The sequence below is a fragment of the Sulfitobacter marinus genome, assembly GCF_900116285.1.
In the GTDB taxonomy this organism is placed as follows: domain Bacteria; phylum Pseudomonadota; class Alphaproteobacteria; order Rhodobacterales; family Rhodobacteraceae; genus Sulfitobacter; species Sulfitobacter marinus.
In genome coordinates, this window is the sequence record NZ_FPAJ01000002.1 from 554,285 (window position 1) to 570,615 (window position 16,331).

At 57.9% G+C, this 16,331-nt stretch carries 15 protein-coding genes; 5 read left to right on the top strand and 10 right to left on the bottom strand.

The annotated features are described in order from the left end of the window. Positions 1-53 precede the first annotated feature (53 nt). The 4 genes from cobT to BM347_RS08135 all read right to left on the bottom strand — a co-directional run bounded on the left by cobT (position 54) and on the right by BM347_RS08135 (position 4,473). On the bottom strand, positions 54-1,931 hold the full coding sequence (gene cobT, locus BM347_RS08120; protein ID WP_093915906.1) for a cobaltochelatase subunit CobT: 1,878 nt from the start codon (positions 1,929-1,931) through the stop codon (positions 54-56). Beyond that, positions 1,924-2,631 carry an aspartate/glutamate racemase family protein gene (locus tag BM347_RS08125; protein WP_093915907.1) on the bottom strand — a complete coding sequence of 236 codons (708 nt, stop codon included), beginning with the start codon at positions 2,629-2,631 and terminating at the stop codon, positions 1,924-1,926. The genes cobT and BM347_RS08125 overlap by 8 nt, the downstream gene beginning before the upstream one ends. Before the next feature lie 17 nt (positions 2,632-2,648). Then, on the bottom strand, positions 2,649-3,635 hold the full coding sequence (gene cobS / locus BM347_RS08130) for a cobaltochelatase subunit CobS (RefSeq protein WP_093915908.1): 987 nt from the start codon (positions 3,633-3,635) through the stop codon (positions 2,649-2,651). A 208-nt stretch (positions 3,636-3,843) separates the two neighbouring features. Continuing rightward, the gene (locus BM347_RS08135) at positions 3,844-4,473 is read right to left on the bottom strand and encodes a J domain-containing protein (protein WP_093915909.1); all 630 of its coding nucleotides are present in this window, start codon (positions 4,471-4,473) and stop codon (positions 3,844-3,846) included. Between the two features lie 74 nt (positions 4,474-4,547). Here BM347_RS08135 and BM347_RS08140 point away from each other — a divergent pair, with 74 nt between their 5' ends. After that, entirely contained in the window at positions 4,548-4,805 is a 258-nt protein-coding gene (locus BM347_RS08140; RefSeq protein ID WP_093915910.1) for a BolA family protein, read from the top strand. Here the strand turns inward: BM347_RS08140 and BM347_RS08145 are convergent. The 6 genes from BM347_RS08145 to pepN all read right to left on the bottom strand — a co-directional run bounded on the left by BM347_RS08145 (position 4,802) and on the right by pepN (position 12,168). Then, a complete protein-coding gene (locus BM347_RS08145) occupies positions 4,802-5,230 on the bottom strand; it encodes a DUF4177 domain-containing protein (protein WP_093915911.1) in 429 nt (142 codons plus the stop codon). The genes BM347_RS08140 and BM347_RS08145 overlap by 4 nt on opposite strands. 105 nt (positions 5,231-5,335) lie before the next feature. Next, the gene (locus BM347_RS08150) at positions 5,336-5,803 is read right to left on the bottom strand and encodes a thioesterase family protein (RefSeq protein WP_093915912.1); all 468 of its coding nucleotides are present in this window, start codon (positions 5,801-5,803) and stop codon (positions 5,336-5,338) included. Positions 5,804-5,899: 96 nt separating this feature from the next. Then, a complete protein-coding gene (gene gatB, locus BM347_RS08155; protein WP_093915913.1) occupies positions 5,900-7,411 on the bottom strand; it encodes an Asp-tRNA(Asn)/Glu-tRNA(Gln) amidotransferase subunit GatB in 1,512 nt (503 codons plus the stop codon). 122 nt (positions 7,412-7,533) lie between these two features. Next, positions 7,534-8,862 carry a hypothetical protein gene (locus BM347_RS08160; protein ID WP_245764220.1) on the bottom strand — a complete coding sequence of 443 codons (1,329 nt, stop codon included), beginning with the start codon at positions 8,860-8,862 and terminating at the stop codon, positions 7,534-7,536. Positions 8,863-9,131: 269 nt separating this feature from the next. Then, complete coding sequence (locus BM347_RS08165) at positions 9,132-9,566, bottom strand: hypothetical protein (protein ID WP_245764221.1); 435 nt, start codon at positions 9,564-9,566, stop codon at positions 9,132-9,134. Positions 9,567-9,615: 49 nt separating this feature from the next. Continuing rightward, positions 9,616-12,168 (bottom strand): aminopeptidase N, encoded by a 2,553-nt coding sequence (pepN, locus tag BM347_RS08170; RefSeq protein ID WP_093915915.1) that lies wholly within the window; start codon positions 12,166-12,168, stop codon positions 9,616-9,618. 96 nt (positions 12,169-12,264) lie between these two features. On the opposite strand from pepN, the gene BM347_RS08175 reads away from it, so the two are divergent. The 4 genes from BM347_RS08175 (at position 12,265) to BM347_RS08190 (ending at position 16,220) form a co-directional block, all read left to right on the top strand. Continuing rightward, positions 12,265-12,510: a hypothetical protein gene (locus tag BM347_RS08175; protein WP_093915916.1), complete on the top strand. Its 246-nt coding sequence runs from the start codon at positions 12,265-12,267 to the stop codon at positions 12,508-12,510. Positions 12,511-12,715: 205 nt separating this feature from the next. Next, positions 12,716-14,869: a malate synthase G gene (locus tag BM347_RS08180; protein WP_093915917.1), complete on the top strand. Its 2,154-nt coding sequence runs from the start codon at positions 12,716-12,718 to the stop codon at positions 14,867-14,869. A 70-nt stretch (positions 14,870-14,939) separates the two neighbouring features. Continuing rightward, positions 14,940-15,365: a GlcG/HbpS family heme-binding protein gene (locus tag BM347_RS08185; RefSeq protein WP_093915918.1), complete on the top strand. Its 426-nt coding sequence runs from the start codon at positions 14,940-14,942 to the stop codon at positions 15,363-15,365. Positions 15,366-15,443: 78 nt separating this feature from the next. Beyond that, entirely contained in the window at positions 15,444-16,220 is a 777-nt protein-coding gene (locus BM347_RS08190; RefSeq protein WP_093915919.1) for a gamma-glutamyl-gamma-aminobutyrate hydrolase family protein, read from the top strand. Positions 16,221-16,331: the final 111 nt, after the last annotated feature.

The following is a 16,331-nucleotide window of genomic DNA, read 5'->3' on the forward strand; positions in this document are numbered from 1 at the left end:
GCAAGTCCTTCTTCATTTTGCCAAATAAACTCCCCGCGGAGCGTCCTGCCGTCTCAGCCCGCGCGGCGCATGCCCATGACGCGGGCCCGTGCGCGGGGATCGGTGTCAAACAGCGCGGCCAGCTGTTCGGTCATGGCACCGGCCAGTTGATCAACATCGGTAATCGTGACCGCGCGGTCATAGTACCGCGTCACGTCATGGCCGATACCAATCGCCAGCAGTTCAACCGCCTTGCGCTTTTCGACCATGGCAATCACATCGCGCAGGTGCTTTTCCAGATAGTTGGCGGGGTTCACTGACAGGGTGCTGTCATCGACAGGTGCGCCGTCACTGATCACCATCAAAATTTTGCGCGACTCGTGGCGGGCGATCATCCGGCGGTGTGCCCATTCCAGCGCCTCGCCGTCGATGTTTTCCTTGAGCAATCCTTCCTTCATCATCAGACCCAGGTTGGGCCGCGTGCGCCGCCATGGGGCGTCGGCGGATTTATAGATGATGTGACGCAGGTCGTTCAAACGGCCGGGTTGCACGGGCCGGCCTTCGTTCAGCCATGCTTCGCGGGCTTGGCCGCCTTTCCAAGCGCGTGTGGTAAAGCCCAAAATCTCGACCTTGACGTTGCAGCGTTCCAGCGTGCGCGCCAGAACATCAGCGCAAATAGCCGCAATGGAAATCGGCCGCCCGCGCATGGAGCCAGAGTTATCCAACAACAACGTCACGCAGGTGTCACGGAATTCAGTGTCTTTTTCCATCTTGAACGACAGCGGCGTGGTGGGGTTCGCCACGATCCGCGCCAGACGGCCCGCGTCCAGAGTGCCTTCTTCCAGATCAAACTCCCAAGACCGGTTTTGCTGGGCCTGCAAACGGCGTTGCAGCTTGTTGGCAAGGCGGCTGACGGCCCCCTTTAGCGGTTCAAGCTGTTGGTCCAGATAGGCGCGCAGGCGCTCCAGTTCCGCTGGTTCAGCCAAATCTTCGGCACCAATGACCTCGTCATTCTCTGTGTTATAAACCAGATAATTGGGGTCCGCGTCTGATGCCTGCGGCGGGGCAGGCGGTTCCATCGGGGCGTCGCCATCTGGCATTTCAGCCTCGTCGCCAAGCTCCTGATCCGCCATGTCATCCATCGATACTTGCGCTTGGGATTCGTCTTGCTGTTGCTCCTGCGACTGCTCGGGCGAGGCTTCGGCCTGTTCGTCGTCATCGTCATCCTGACCGGTGCTATCCGGATCTTGCTCTTCTTCTGTGCCTTCTTCCTCGGCGCTGTCTTGGTCGTCTTCTGATTGGTCCGGGTCGTCGCCCAGCTGGTCGCCATAGCCCAGATCAACGATCATCTTGCGCGCAAACCGTGCGAATGCGGCTTGATCGTCCAAGGTTTCGTTCAATGTCTCTAGCGTGCCGCCAGCCTGATCTTCGATATATCCGCGCCACAACTCCATCGCGTTGGCCGCGCCAGGGGGTAGGTCGCGGCCCGTGGCCAGATGGCGCACAAGGTATCCGGCAGCGGTGGCCAGTGGCACGTCGCTGGGCTGTTTGGCCTGATCATAGCCCTTGCGCAGGGCATCATATTTGATTTTGGCGTCGATATTGCCTGCGGTGCCGGGCATGTTGCGCGCGCCCACCGCCTCGCAACGTGCTGTTTCCATTGCCTCGTACAGCTCGCGGGCCATGTCGCCGTTGGGCAGGTATTTCGAATGGGTTTGGCCGTTGTGATAGCGTCGGTTCAAGGCCAGCGCATCGGCGGTGCCACGGGCCAGCAACACCTCGTCACGGGTCATGCGGCGGCTGACCTGCGGCAAACGCATCGCGTCGCCGGACATGCCAGAAGGATCAACGGAATAGCTGACCGTAACGTCCGGATCATGCGACATGACCTTGGTCGCTTCGGCCAGCGCCTTTTTGAACGCGTCGGCGGGGTTGTCGGAAGGTTTAGTCATCTGGTTTCCCCATGGCCTGTTCTAAAGTGATATGCCCTGTTGCCAGTCGCGCCAGAATATCCACGTGAACATCTAACGCATCAATCACGGTATAATCGGTGGCGCGCCCATCAAAGGCAAGGTTCAGGTCGGTGCCTGCCAAGACAACTGCATCGGCACCGCGATCAGACACCAGCCGTGCGCCTGCGTCCATAAACAATGCACGTTTTTCATCGGTACAATGGCCCGCGACGGCCAGATCCTGATAGCTTTGCGCCAAATGTTCAATCTCGTCGTCAAGGGCCACTGCTTTGGTCTGGCGCAACTGACCATAAAGGCCCGTCTTCATCACAACCTTAGTCCCAAGAATACCCACCGTGCCGATGCCGCGCTTTTGGAAATAAGCATCTAAAGGTGCCACCCCAGAGATCAGAGGCAGTGCCGAGACCGCTTGGGTTTCTTCAAAGCAAAAATGCCCCCCAAGCGAGGTAATCGCTACATAATCAGCACCTGCGGCTGCAAGTTGTTCAATCGCCTTGGCGTAAACCTTGGCTTGGGCGTCCCTGTTATCCGCAAGATTGTTACGGATCAGCGTTTGGACGTCGCCATGCGAAATGGTCAGTTGCAACGGGCCGCCCAAGGCTTGGGCAGCCGCAGTGAGCCGCTGGTAATAAACAACTGTTGCTGCAACTCCGATGCCGCCGATTAATCCGATGTGCATGGGGGCTCCTTTTGGGGTCACCCCAAGCTCACGCTGGCCGCTGATTCAGGCAGTTCTTCGTCAAACAGGCGCTGATAGAACTCGGCAACCGTCTGGCGCTCAAGCTCGTCGCATTTGTTCAGGAAGGACAGGCGGAAGGCATAGCCGACGTTGCGGAAAATCTCGGCGTTTTGGGCCCATGCGATGACGGTACGTGGCGACATCACGGTGGACAGATCGCCGTTCATGAAGGCGGTGCGCGTCAGGTCGGCCACGGTGACCATCTGCTTGATCGTCTTGCGGCCCTTGTCGGTGTTGTAATGCGGGTTCTTGGACAGAACGATCTGGGTTTCGGCCTCGATCGACAGATAGTTCAGCGTGGCGACCAGCGACCAACGGTCCATCTGACCTTGGTTGATCTGCTGGGTGCCGTGGTAGAGGCCCGTGGTATCGCCCAAACCAACGGTGTTGGCGGTCGCGAAAATGCGGAAATAGGGGTGCGGTTCAATCACTTGGTTCTGGTCCAGCAGGGTCAACTTGCCGTCGACCTCAAGAACACGCTGGATCACGAACATAACGTCGGCGCGGCCCGCATCATATTCGTCAAACACAATCGCAGTCGGGTTGCGCAGTGCCCAAGGCAGGATGCCCTCTTGGAAGGTGGTGACCTGTTTACCATCGACCAGCTTGATCGCGTCTTTCCCGATCAGGTCGATCCGGCTGATGTGGCTATCAAGGTTGACGCGGACGCACGGCCAGTTCAGCAGGCTTGCCACCTGTTCGATATGGGTGGATTTACCCGTGCCGTGATAGCCTTGCACCATAACGCGGCGGTTGTGGTTAAACCCGGCAAGAATGGCCAGCGTCGTATCGGGATCGAACTTGTAGGTGCTGTCCAGATCGGGCACGCGGGATGTGCGTTCCTCGAACCCGTGAACGACCATGTCTGTGTCAATGCCAAAGACTTCGCGAACGGAGATCTCTTTGGTGGGTTTCGTGTTAAGATCCAATGAGGTCTCGGCCATGCTGTGTCGTCCTTCATAATCATACGCGCCTGCGGGTCAGGGCGGTTTCGTTAGGCAACATATCTTTCTTAAGCCTGAGGGAAAGGCCCAATTCGCATCTGCGGCAATGACGGTGCGCTGCAGATGCGCAGATAGTCGTAACTGGGGGCGTCAACCGGGCACCGCAGCCACTTGGTCCATGCCAGACCAAGGGAGCGCGATGCCGCGGTTATTTGTCTTTAAAGTTGCGGCTGACTTTGATTTGGTCCCAGGCCCAGACGACCTCTTGCAGCTGTTCTTCCTGGCTGCGGTCGCCGCCGTTCATGTCAGGGTGCAGAACCTTGATCAGTGCCTTGTATGCTTTGCGCACTTCGGGTTTGGTCCATGTGTCCTTGGCCTCGAGGATCTCGATGGCGCGGCGTTCTGTCGGGGGCAGGCGGCGGCCGGCGGCGGGGCCTTTGCCGGGGTTTTGGGTCGCGTTCTTGCCAAGCACCTGATGGGGGTCTTCGATGCCCAAACGGGCCCAGGCGCGCGCCTCGGGATCGCCAAGCGGTTTGGTGGTGCGTTCCCAGACTTTGTCCTTGGATTGCTGCGCGTTCAGTTCAGCCTCGGTGGTGCCGTCAAAGAAGTTCCACTTGAGGTTATATTCCCGCACATGCTGCTGGCAGAACCAGAAATAATCGTCCAGCACATCGGGGGCCTTGGGCGCGCGGTACTTGCCGGGCTCTTGACATCCCTCGTGGGAACACAGCCGCTGCGATGTCTCGGATGCACCGGACATACCCCTGCGGCCACGGGGGTTTTTCTTTTTAGAAGACGACACGGACATGTCGAATCCAAAGGGATCAGGCTTGGGCATGATATGGACCTTTCCGACTCAGGACGATCACTCTAAAGATTGCAGCGCCAGATTGAAGGGGGCTTTGCGAAAAAATGTCAGTAACACAAGAAATTGCCGACCGCTTGGAAGCCGCCTTTGCGCCAACGGAATTGAATGTGGTGGACGATAGCGAAAGCCATCGCGGGCATGCGGGCTTTCAAGAGGGGGGCGAAAGTCACTTCAACGTAAAAATCAGGTCCGCAAAATTCAAGGGCATGAACCGGATTGCCCGCCACCGGGCCGTGCATCAGGCCTTGGGGGCCGAGTTGATCGGCCGTATTCACGCGCTGGCGCTGGATCTCGACGTTTAGTCTTTTGTGGACGGTTCAGATTTGGGCTGTTTCGACTTGGGCTGTTCAGAGGCGGCTGGTGTCGAAGCAGGCGCGGTGTTTTGCTCTGCACTTTCCGCGTCGGACTTGTCGTCGCCAGTCGGGCCATCTTGCGCCGGTGCGTCGTCTTGCGGTGCGGGCAATAGCTCTGGGTTAAACGCACTTGTGTCGCCGGCGTTTGGGCGGCGGAACACCAGCATATTGCGCCATGCTTGGGTGGTTCCGGTCAGGCCAGCACGTTCGGTAGACGGCAACGTTTCCGCACGCTGATATTCCCAGCCCTCGCTTGCAAGGCTGTTCATCTGGACTTCTAATGCATGGGAAAAGCGGGCTTCTGCGCCTTTGATATCTTTGCTCTTCAGGCCCTTCTTGGGTGCGGGAACGACTTTGTATTCGTAGCGGGGCATGACCGTCCTTTGGCGTTGTTCGCTGCGTCTTAGCCTATCACGAACTTCCGCACAACGTGTCGGGTGTTTTACTTTTGCAACTTAACGGGTGATGCTTCTTGTCGGTTACTTTTTCAGTCCGATTTTGCGGCCAGCACGGTCGGGAAAGGGCAGGCTGCTGTGGGCTTGCTTCATCGCGTCAAGCTTGGACAGGATCGATTGCGGCATGGGGGTGACGCGGGGGCCGGACTGATCAACATGCAAGGTCAACGCCTCGCCGGTGGCGGCCAGCCAGCCGTCTTCGTGCCAGAGCTCGGTGAAAGTGTGGAACCGTTTTTCGTCGAAATCCAACAGTTGGAAGGTGCAATAGGTCTGAGCACCCTCATGTAGTTCGCGAATATAGCAGATGTGAAATTCGGCCACATAGGTCGTGCAGCCCTGTTTCTGATAGTCGGGCCCAAAACCGATCTGTGTATAGGCATCATCGACGGCGTTATCCATCAAGACCGAATAATAGGCCATGTTCAGATGGCCGTTAAAATCGATCCATTCAGGTTTCACGATCCGGGGGGAGGAGCGGAAAGGGGTGTCCATTAGAAAGCCTTTCGAAAGATGTGGCTGAGGGCAGCGGGGCGCGCCGTTTTCTTTGAAAGAAAACGGGTCGGAATTTTTGAAAATTCCGCGTCTCCCTTAGCCGTTCAGCTTTTTCGCCACGATTTGGTTCACAGCTTTCGGGTTCGCCTTGCCACCCGTTGCCTTCATGGTTTGGCCAACAAACCAGCCTGCCAGCTTGGGGTTCTCGCGGGCTTTGGCGACTTGATCGGGGTTCGCTGCAATGATCTCGTCCACGGCGGCCTCGATCGCACCTGTATCGGTAACCTGCTTCATACCACGCTCTTCGACGATTACCGCAGGGTCGCCGCCTTCGGTATAGATGATCTCGAACAGGTCCTTGGCGATCTTGCCGGAAATGGCGTCAGAGGCGATCAGATCGACCACACGGCCCAATTGGGCAGGGGTGACAGGGCTGTCATTAATCGTCTTTTCATCTTTCTTGAGGCGGCCGAACAATTCGTTGATCACCCAGTTTGCAGCCATCTTGCCGTCGCGGCCTTTGGCCGTTTCCTCAAAATACCGCGCACTATCCAGATCAGCCGTCAATACCGAAGCATCATAGTCGCTGAGGCCGAAGTCGTTGATAAAACGCGCCTTCTTGGCATCTGGTAGTTCTGGCAAGTTCGCACCGATCTCATCGACCCACGCCTGTTCAATGACCAAAGGCAGCAGGTCGGGGTCCGGGAAATAGCGATAATCATGCGCTTCTTCCTTGGACCGCATGGAACGTGTTTCCATCTTGTCCGGATCAAACAGCCGGGTTTCTTGCGTGACTTCGCCGCCACCTTCAACGATGGCGATCTGGCGTTTCGCTTCGACTTCGATTGCTTGTTGGATAAACCGCATGGAGTTCATGTTCTTGATCTCGCAGCGGGTGCCGAGATGGCCGAAATCCTGTGTCGCCTGGTATTTTTCGTACTGGCCGGGCAGGCAAATCGACACGTTCACGTCTGCACGCATCGCACCAGACTGCATATCGCCGTTACACGTGCCCAGATAGCGCAGGATCTGGCGCAGCTTGGTCAGATAGGCGGCGGCCTCTTCGGGGCCACGGATGTCAGGTTTGCTGACGATCTCCATCAGGGCAACGCCTGTACGGTTCAGGTCAACGAATGACATGTTCGGGTCCATATCGTGAATGGATTTACCGGCGTCCTGTTCAAGGTGGATGCGCTCCACCCGCACCAGACGTGCCGTGTTGTCACCCATTTCAACCAATACTTCACCTTCGCCCACGATTGGATGGTAAAGCTGCGAGATCTGATAGCCTTGGGGCAGGTCAGGGTAGAAATAGTTTTTGCGGTCGAACGCGCTTTCGAGGTTGATCTGCGCCTTCAGGCCCAGCCCCGTGCGTACTGCTTGTTCAACGCAGAATTCGTTCAATGTAGGCAGCATACCCGGCATCGCCGCATCCACGAAAGACACGTTGCTGTTCGGCTCGGCCCCGAATTTGGTAGAGGCGGCCGAGAACAGCTTGGCATTGGACAACACCTGCGCGTGGACTTCCATCCCGATCACCAATTCCCAATCATGTTTGGCACCGGCAATTGTGCGGACTTTGGGGGTGTCGTAGGTCAGGTCAAGCATCGGGGCACCTTTGGCAACTTTGGTAACATCGCTTGGTCATAAGACAGGGGGCGGGGTGCTGCAAGAGGTGCCTTGGCCGCGGCGGGGCAATAGCAACCGGCGTGCCGCGAAAGCGTGCCGGTTTAAAAAGCGTGCGCTTGGGGGCCGTCTTCGGTGAAAACGATATGTTTGCCCGCAGCGATTTCAGATTTGAACAGGCCCGCCATAATGCGCATGGCGTCGTCACGGCCCGCTGCTGCAAATTTGCGTGGCGAGCTGATGCGCAGATTGTTGTCAAACCCATGTGCCGCATGGGCCCATACCATCGGGTGCAATTCTGTCAGATGTTCGCGGACGATCCATTCGGTACAGCCCGCGATCTGGGCTCGGGCAGCGTTTGCCTTGTCGTTTCCGGTGAAACCCTGACCAATGGTATTGGCGCAATAGGCCGCCAGAAGATTGGCGGTGTATGCGTTTTGATTGCGTCCCAAAATATCGTGTAGCCCGTCGATAAAGAACGGCAAATCCAGATTGGCACATGCCTCGTCATCGCATGAAATCGCGTCGAACTGTACCCAGGTGTAACCGCCAGCGCCCCAAATCTGTTGGGTACGGGCGGCCGTGCGCCGGGCCTCAAGCTCAAGCTGTGCGTAGCTGCCGAACCAGCGTGGCAACAGATGATTGCCCATCGCGCGCATCGGGCCGGGGTTCAGCGGGTTGAGGTCGATCAAATGTTCGTATCTGTCGGCCACGCGATCCTTGCTGGCCGGGCCGCTGACCTGCGCACAATGTGTGGCTGCAAGCAAAGGACTGTTGGCATGTTGCGCCAGAAAGGGCGTAATAATATCGTCAGCGCGGGCAAGATGTGCCTCGAACGCATCGCGATTACGCCGGGCGATGTCCTGATCCCAGCCGGTGCCACGCCACGCCCAGCCGATATCGATATGGGCCTGCGCAACAATGCAGGCAATGATGTAGTCATCGGGGTGCTCTTCCAGCACATGTTCAAATTCTTCGATGCCGGTCAGGACTTCCTTGGCGACGCGGCGGTCGCTGTCGCGGATGGCATGTTCGGCGGCCAGAACCACATCGGCGCGCGCGCCAAAGGCGATCAGGTCGGCGACGGGCATCAACCCCGAAGTCAGGGTGCCAGCAAGGTCATATTCGCGGATGCGTTGGCTGAGGGCTGCCCAGTTTTCCTGACGGACCAGACGTTGCCCAGTTTGTTGAAACCCGTCACGGGCGCTTTCCTCGGCTGTGGGGTTGGGGCAGTCGATTTTTAGCACGCCGTTGCCTGTGCCGGTGGACCCATCTGCGGGGCCGGTGGTCTGACGGGCGCTGTGCAGGCGGCTTGGGGCGTGGGAGGCTTGTTCCGATACCCCAGGAACAGAAGGTGTTGCGGCATTGTCTGCAGTACCTTGCGGCGTCAAAGACGTTTGCTTTCGTTTGAAGAAGTTCTTGATCTGCAGCATTTGTCGTCCAATTTCCGTTCGCCAGTTTTCGAGTGTGCATCCTGTCAGATCAATCTGGTCCGAGATTCGGGCGCAAACATGGCTTTGCCAAGGTTCATCTGAGAAGTTTTTACAGCTTCCGCGTGTTTTACGGCTAAATTCTGGCAAGGTCTGGACACCCGAAACAAGGGTGTTGTCGGGCGATAGGTGGCTGAAAACACAGCTTTGTGATGGATGCGACGACGGAATGCCTTCGGCGAGGATATTTTAGAGCCAGAGAAGCGAGGCGGTCATTGCTTGAGGCTGAAGTGATGGCGTTCGGTTTTCAAGTTGCGCGCGTTCAAAGCCTGTTCAAAGGCCTTGTGCGGTGGGGTCGCCTCGTACGGGATGCGGAGCTTGCGGCCCGTGTTGAGGATGACAGTCGCGCGGGTCGAAAAGTCGAGCCGCGTATCAAGGCGAATATGGCTGATTTCGGGCAGGCTTATCTCGGCGGTGCGGTTGCCGCTATGCCACGTAAGGCTGGTGGGGCTGAGGCTGAGACCCGCAGCGGGGTTCGCCACAACATCATAGAGTGCGGGGAGCGAACATATCCCGATGACACCGATGATCAGAGGCGCGGCGTCGAGAGACACCCAAGCGTAAAGCAACGCAGCCCAAAGTAAGATGAGAACAGAAATGCCGAGGGAGTTGCGCCCCCGCCGTCCGTAGTTATAGCTTTCAGCCACCATATTCACCGCTGGATATCGCGGGTCTGGGGCGGGCGGCCTGCATCTATCATGCGCCTCTTATGCGGGTCAGCATCTCTTTGGTGTCGCGCGAAAGTTTTGGTTGCGCGAGGATGCGATCAAGTTCGGTTTTAATCATATCCTGCCGGTTTGCATCATAACGTTTCCACGTCTGGAAGGCAGAGCACATGCGCGCCGTGGTTTGCGGGTTCACGGGGTCAAGTTTGATCAGCCAGTCGGCCAGCAGACGATAACCCGCACCCGATGCATGGTGGAACCCGGCGTGATTGGCGGCAAAGGCCCCCAGTACCGACCGGAACCGGTTGGGGTTCTTCCAGTTGAAATCGGCATGTTTGGTCAAGGTTTCTACGACTTCATGCGCGTCTTCGGGGTCCGCTTCGGTGACTTGGAGGCCAAACCATTTATCCATCACCAGACGGTCGTTTCGCCATTGTGCCTCAAAGACTTGCAAGGCGGTGCTGCCTTTGCCCACGCGGATGAGGTTGGCCAAGGCATTAAGCTGCTGGGTCATGTTATCAGCGGCGTCATATTGTTTTTGCGCTGCGGTGCCACCATCGGTGCGGGTGAGCAGCGACAGGGCGGCATTGGCCAGCGCCCGTTTGCCCGATTGCGCAGCATTGGGTTGGTACGCTTCGGTCACTGTGTGGCGCATATAAAGCGTCGGCACCAGATTGGCGTAGGATTTGGCCATCGCATCGCTGGTGGTCTCTACTGCGGCATAGATGATGTCGGGGTCGGGGGTATGGCCGTCTTCGGCCAAGGCGCGTGCCAGTTCGGATTGCGACGGCAGGCCCAGCATCAAGGCGCGGTAAGCAGGATCAAGATGTTCGTCGCCGATCACAGCGCGGATGCCTTGCAGCCAATCCTTGTTCGGGTTCTTCCCTTCAAGGATCATCGCGATCAGCGACTTGCGGGCCAAGATGCGGCCCTGTTCCCAGCGGTTGAAGGGATCGGTATCATGGGCCAACAGATGGGCACGGTCGGCATCGCTTAGGTCTTGGGTCAGCACAACAGGGGCGGAAAAGCCGCGCAGCACGGATGCGATGGGGCGGGTACCTAAGTTGTCAAAGACAAAGCTTTGTTCGGCTTGGGTCATCTCAAGCACCACGGTTGGCTCAACCTCGTCGCCGTCTTGGTCGATCAGGCCAACGGCGATGGGCAACACTTGCGGCTGCGGGTCCGGCGTGGCGGCGCTGGGCGGGGTGTGCTGCTTAAAGTTCAGCGTCAGCTTGCCGTGATCCCAGTCTTCGGTCACCGACAGACAGGGGGTGCCGGCTTGGGAATACCAGCGCTTGAATTGCGTCAAATCGCGGCTAGTGGTGTCTTCGAACACTTTCAGCCAATCCTCGATCGTGCAGGCCTGACCATCATGGCGGTCGAAATAGAGATCAACCGCGTCTGAATAAGCCTGATCACCGACCAGTGATTTCAGCATGCCAATGACTTCGGCCCCTTTTTCATAAACCGTGGCGGTGTAGAAGTTGTTGATTTCCTGAAAGCTTGCCGGGCGCACGGGGTGGGCCAGCGGCCCTTGATCTTCGGGGAATTGACGGGCGCGCAGGTCGATTACATCGCCGATGCGTTTCACAGGGGCCGACCGCATGTCGGAGGTGAATTGACTGTCGCGGAAAACGGTCAGCCCTTCCTTGAGGCACAGCTGAAACCAGTCACGGCAGGTGATGCGGTTGCCTGTCCAGTTGTGGAAATACTCATGGGCGATAATCGCCTCGATCCGTTCGAAATTCATATCGGTCGAGGTTGCAGGCGAGGCGAGCACGGCGGAGGAGTTGAAGACGTTCAGCCCCTTGTTTTCCATCGCGCCCATGTTGAAATCATCCACGGCAACGATGTTGAACAGATCAAGGTCGTATTCGCGGCCATAGACCTCTTCGTCCCATTTCATTGAATCCTTCAACGCCTGCATGCCAAAGGCGCATTTGCCTTCGTCGCCGGGCCGCACATAGAGGTTAAGTGCAACATCGCGGCCAGATTTGGTTGTGAAACTGCCCGGGTGTGCGACCAAATCGCCGGCAACAAGGGCGAACAGATACGCGGGCTTAGGCCACGGATCGTGCCATTGCGCGCTGTGGGTGTCCGTGCTGATCGGATTGCCATTGGACAGCAGCACCGGATGCGGGCCGTTGATGGTGACGGTGAACACGGCCATCACGTCGGGCCGGTCGGGATAGTAGGTGATCTTGCGAAAGCCCTCGGCCTCGCATTGGGTGCAATACATGCCGTTCGACATATAAAGCCCCTCAAGCGCGGTGTTGCCGGTCGGGTCGATTTCAACCTCGGCCTCCCATAAAAACGGCCCATCAGGCACGTCGCAGGTCAGGCCCTCTGCGGTGAATTTGGGTGTGACAGGCTTGCCATCGATTTTTGCGCTGATCAGTTTCAGATTTTCCCCGTTCAGCAGGAACGTGGGGTCTGTGGCCTCGGGGTTGGGATGAAAGGCGATGGCGCTTTTGACGCGGGTGATGTGCGGGTCAAGGTCAAATTGCAGCGCGACGCTGTCGATAATAAAGCCGTAAGGCGTGTAATCGGCTAAGTATATCGTCTGATGGGCGTCTTCGCGCATGATTTTTCCTTTGTGTCGGAACTTAGTGTTCGGATGGGACGTTAATCCTGCAACCAACCACCCGCAAGGCGGGAATAGGAAACGATTAACCGGAGAATGATTATGTCAGCACCCGATACGAATATCGACAAGCAAGAGCATCAACACAAGCCCGCCCTACTGGGGATCAGGGGCGCGATGATATTTGGCGTCCTGATGGTTATGCTGCTGTTGTTCTTTGTTGTGGACAACGGACGTGAAGACATGGCGACAGAGGCTTCAGTGATTGAACAAGACGCAGGCGCCGCGAGCGTGGACGCAACGGCCGAACCCGTTGGAACTGTGACGACCGACAGCAACTAAAGGTTTTTGATTTTAAAGATTTCGGGCAGGTTCTGGCAACAGGGCCTGCCTTTTCCTATGTCTTATGGATCTTTGTTAGGTCTCATTGAAAAACGCTGCCTAGGATGGATTGGTAATATAATTTTACCAATACTGCTTGCCCAAGGGGGTGTTACCTCTTAAGAATTTCCAAAAGCGATCGCTGACGGAACCCAAGGAGCATTCAATGACCCAACGCACAGATAAGAACGGCTTGCAGGTCGCGGACGAATTGGTCCGCTTTATCGAGACCCAGGCATTGCTGGGCACCGGTGTGAATGCAGATGATTTCTGGGCGGGGTTTTCCGATCTGGTGCATGGGCTTGGCCCCAAGAACCGCGATCTGCTGCAAGTACGCGAAGACATGCAGGCCAAGATCGACGCTTGGCATAAGGAACGCGCAGGGCAAGATCATGATGCGGTGGCTTATACCACCTTCCTGCGCGAGATCGGCTATCTGGTGCCCGAAGGGCCTGCATTCTCGATCGATACCAGTGGCGTTGACCCTGAAATCGCGTCTGTGCCCGGCCCGCAGCTTGTGGTGCCGATCACCAATGCCCGCTTTGCCCTGAATGCCGCCAACGCCCGCTGGGGCAGCTTGTATGACGCGTTTTACGGCACCGATGCCTTGGGCGATCTGCCGCAGGGCAAGGGCTATGACGCCGCGCGCGGTGCACGGGTTGTGGCCAAGGCCAAGGCGTTTCTGGACGAGGCCGCGCCGCTAGCATCAGGGTCCTGGGCCGATGTTTCCGGGATCACGGTTTCGGACGGTGCTTTGGCGTTGTCAGGTGCAGGCACCCTTGAAGACGCGGCGCAATTTGCGGGCTACCGCGGTGCGGCGGATGCACCTACTGCGGTTTTGCTAAAGCATAACGGCCTACATATCGAGGTGCAGATCGACGCGGAACACGCCATTGGCAAAACCGACCCTGCCCATGTGTCGGACGTGCTGATGGAATCCGCGCTGTCCACGATCATGGATTGCGAAGACAGCGTTGCCGCCGTGGATGCCGAAGACAAGGTTGTTGCCTATGGCAACTGGCTGGGCCTGATGAAGGGCGATCTGTCCGAGACCTTTGAAAAGGGCGGACAGCAGATCACGCGCGCCATGAACCCCGATCGCGAATACACCGCGCCGGATGGATCTGCGCTGACCCTCAAAGGGCGGTCGTTGATGTTAATCCGCAATGTGGGCCACCTGATGACCAACCCCGCCGTGCTGGACCGTGACGGTCTGGAAGTGGGCGAGGGGCTGATGGACGCGATGATCACCACATTGATCGCGATGCATGACCTGCAAAAGACCGGCGGGATGCGCAATTCCGTTGCGGGTTCGGTCTATGTGGTCAAGCCCAAGATGCACGGGCCCGCCGAGGTCGCCTTTGCCGACGAGATTTTCACCCATGTGGAAAACACGCTGGGTCTGCCTGCCAACACGGTCAAGCTGGGTATTATGGACGAAGAACGCCGGACCTCGGCCAATCTGGCCGAATGTATCCGCGCCGCAAAATCACGGGTAGCGTTTATCAACACCGGCTTCCTCGACCGTACAGGTGACGAAATCCACACCTCGATGGAGGCAGGGCCAATGGTGCCCAAAGGTGAGATGAAAAACGCCGAATGGATCGCCGCCTATGAGGACCGCAATGTTGATATCGGGCTGGCCTGCGGCTTGCAGGGCCGGGCGCAGATCGGCAAGGGCATGTGGGCCATGCCCGACATGATGGCAGCCATGATGGAGGCCAAGATCGGCCACCCCAAAGCCGGTGCAAACTGTGCCTGGGTGCCATCGCCCACCGCCGCGACCTTGCATGCGATGCACTACCATCAGGTCGACGTGCTGGCGCGCCAAGAAGAGATCAAAGCAGGCGGCCCCCGTGCGACGCTGGGCGCGCTGCTGCACATTCCGGTGCTGACTGGGCGCAATCTGTCCGATGCTGAAATCACCCAAGAGATCGAGAACAACGCCCAAGGTATTCTTGGCTATGTGGTGCGGTGGGTCGATCATGGTGTGGGATGTTCCAAAGTGCCAGACATCCATGATGTGGGCCTGATGGAAGACCGCGCGACCTGCCGGATTTCCGCGCAGGCGTTGGCAAATTGGCTGCATCATGGCGTGATATCCGAGGATCAGGTGATGGCTGGGCTGAAAAAGATGGCGGCCGTTGTGGACGGGCAGAATGCGGGTGATCCGCTGTACCGCCCCATGGCACCGGGGTTTGACGGGATTGCGTTCAAGGCGGCCTGCGATCTGGTGATGAAGGGCCGCGTGCAGCCGTCGGGCTATACCGAGCCTGTGTTGCATGCGCGGCGGCTTGAATTGAAAGCCGCACAAGGTTGACGGGACGGGAGCGAGGGGCCAGCCCCTCGCGCTCCCCGGAGTTTATTTGGCAAAATGAAAAGGGTTTAGGATGACGGTTTCCTTGGAACAGGCGCGGATTATCATTGCGCAGACGTTTAAAAAGGGCAGCGAGCTGGGATTAAAGCCCTTGTCGGTGGTTGTTTTGGACGCAGGAGGCCATGTACAGGCGTTCGAGCGCGAGGACGGTGCCGCACCGGGACGGTTTGCGATTGCCCATGGCAAGGCATATGGCGCGGTGATGTTGGGCATGGCCGGGCGTGCGCAAATGGCGCGAGCCGAGGCGCAGGCCTATTTCATGTCGGCCGTAAATGGTGCCTTTGGTGGTGCAGTTGTGCCTGTGCCGGGCGGGATTTTGTTGCGCGATGATCAGGACGCCGTGATTGGTGCGGTTGGTATTACGGGCGACACTTCTGACAATGACGTTCTGGCAGGATTGGCCGGGATTGCTGCTGCTGGGTTGAAGGCGGAAGCCTAAAAATAGCATTTTAAGAGGTGTTGAGGTCGCGTGGAGGACGCGCTAAGCTTTGAGCTAATCGTAAGTTTGAGGCTGTCTATGTCACGTCCTGTCGTCGGTATCATTGGCAACACAAGTCTTTTGAACGATCAGTACCCAATCCACGCCGCTGGCACGATGAACACTGTGGCTGTGGCGCAGGTGTCGGGATGTATGCCGCTGATTGTCCCCAGCGATCCGGCGCTGGTATCTGTGGATGAACTGCTGGAGACCTGTGACGGATTTTTGTTCACCGGCGGGCGCCCGAATGTCCACCCCGAGGAATATGGCGAGGCGGAGACGGAGGCGCATGGCACCTTTGACCGGGCGCGTGATGCGCTTGCTTTGGGGCTGATCCGCAGATGTGTCGACCGGGGGCAACCTTTTTTCGGGGTTTGCCGCGGTTTTCAGGAGGTCAATGTCGCGATGGGCGGGTCGCTATACCCCGAGATACGTGATCTGCCGGGGCGCATGAACCACAGGATGCCCCCGGACGGCACGATCGAAGAGAAATTCGAGCTGCGCCATGATGTGACATTCACCCAAGGTGGTGTTTTTCACGATGTTTTGGGTGCGACTAAGGTGCGGACCAACACTTTGCATGGGCAGGGTATCAAGGAGCCGGGCGCACGGATTGTCATCGACGGTTTCGCCGATGATGGGACGCCTGAGGCAATCTATGTTAGGGGTGCGGCTGGTTTTACCCTTGCAGTGCAGTGGCATCCTGAATGGGATGCTGCAAATGATCCCGTATCGCGGCCGTTGTTCCAGCGTTTCGGCGCGGCGGCGCAGGTCTGGGCCGACGGCAAGCGGCAAGGGTTGTTGCAGTCAGCGTAACGCGCGACGCGGGCGCAAGGCGAAGCTGAAATCAAAGGTATGACGGGGCGCGGGGGCTGCTGATTTGCGCCGCGATCGCCAGACAAACCCGGGCGGGTTCTGCTGGGGCCG

Coding starts and splice junctions, on each gene's coding strand:
- BM347_RS08175 (WP_093915916.1), top strand. CDS start 12,265: ATGATTATGTCAGCACCCGATACGAATATCGACAAGCAAGAGCATCAA.
- BM347_RS08190 (WP_093915919.1), top strand. CDS start 15,444: ATGTCACGTCCTGTCGTCGGTATCATTGGCAACACAAGTCTTTTGAAC.
- BM347_RS08180 (WP_093915917.1), top strand. CDS start 12,716: ATGACCCAACGCACAGATAAGAACGGCTTGCAGGTCGCGGACGAATTG.
- BM347_RS08150 (WP_093915912.1), bottom strand. CDS start 5,803: ATGGACACCCCTTTCCGCTCCTCCCCCCGGATCGTGAAACCTGAATGG.
- cobS (WP_093915908.1), bottom strand. CDS start 3,635: ATGGCCGAGACCTCATTGGATCTTAACACGAAACCCACCAAAGAGATC.
- BM347_RS08135 (WP_093915909.1), bottom strand. CDS start 4,473: ATGCCCAAGCCTGATCCCTTTGGATTCGACATGTCCGTGTCGTCTTCT.
- BM347_RS08185 (WP_093915918.1), top strand. CDS start 14,940: ATGACGGTTTCCTTGGAACAGGCGCGGATTATCATTGCGCAGACGTTT.
- pepN (WP_093915915.1), bottom strand. CDS start 12,168: ATGCGCGAAGACGCCCATCAGACGATATACTTAGCCGATTACACGCCT.
- BM347_RS08140 (WP_093915910.1), top strand. CDS start 4,548: ATGTCAGTAACACAAGAAATTGCCGACCGCTTGGAAGCCGCCTTTGCG.
- cobT (WP_093915906.1), bottom strand. CDS start 1,931: ATGACTAAACCTTCCGACAACCCCGCCGACGCGTTCAAAAAGGCGCTG.
- BM347_RS08145 (WP_093915911.1), bottom strand. CDS start 5,230: ATGCCCCGCTACGAATACAAAGTCGTTCCCGCACCCAAGAAGGGCCTG.
- BM347_RS08125 (WP_093915907.1), bottom strand. CDS start 2,631: ATGCACATCGGATTAATCGGCGGCATCGGAGTTGCAGCAACAGTTGTT.
- gatB (WP_093915913.1), bottom strand. CDS start 7,411: ATGCTTGACCTGACCTACGACACCCCCAAAGTCCGCACAATTGCCGGT.
- BM347_RS08160 (WP_245764220.1), bottom strand. CDS start 8,862: ATGCTGCAGATCAAGAACTTCTTCAAACGAAAGCAAACGTCTTTGACG.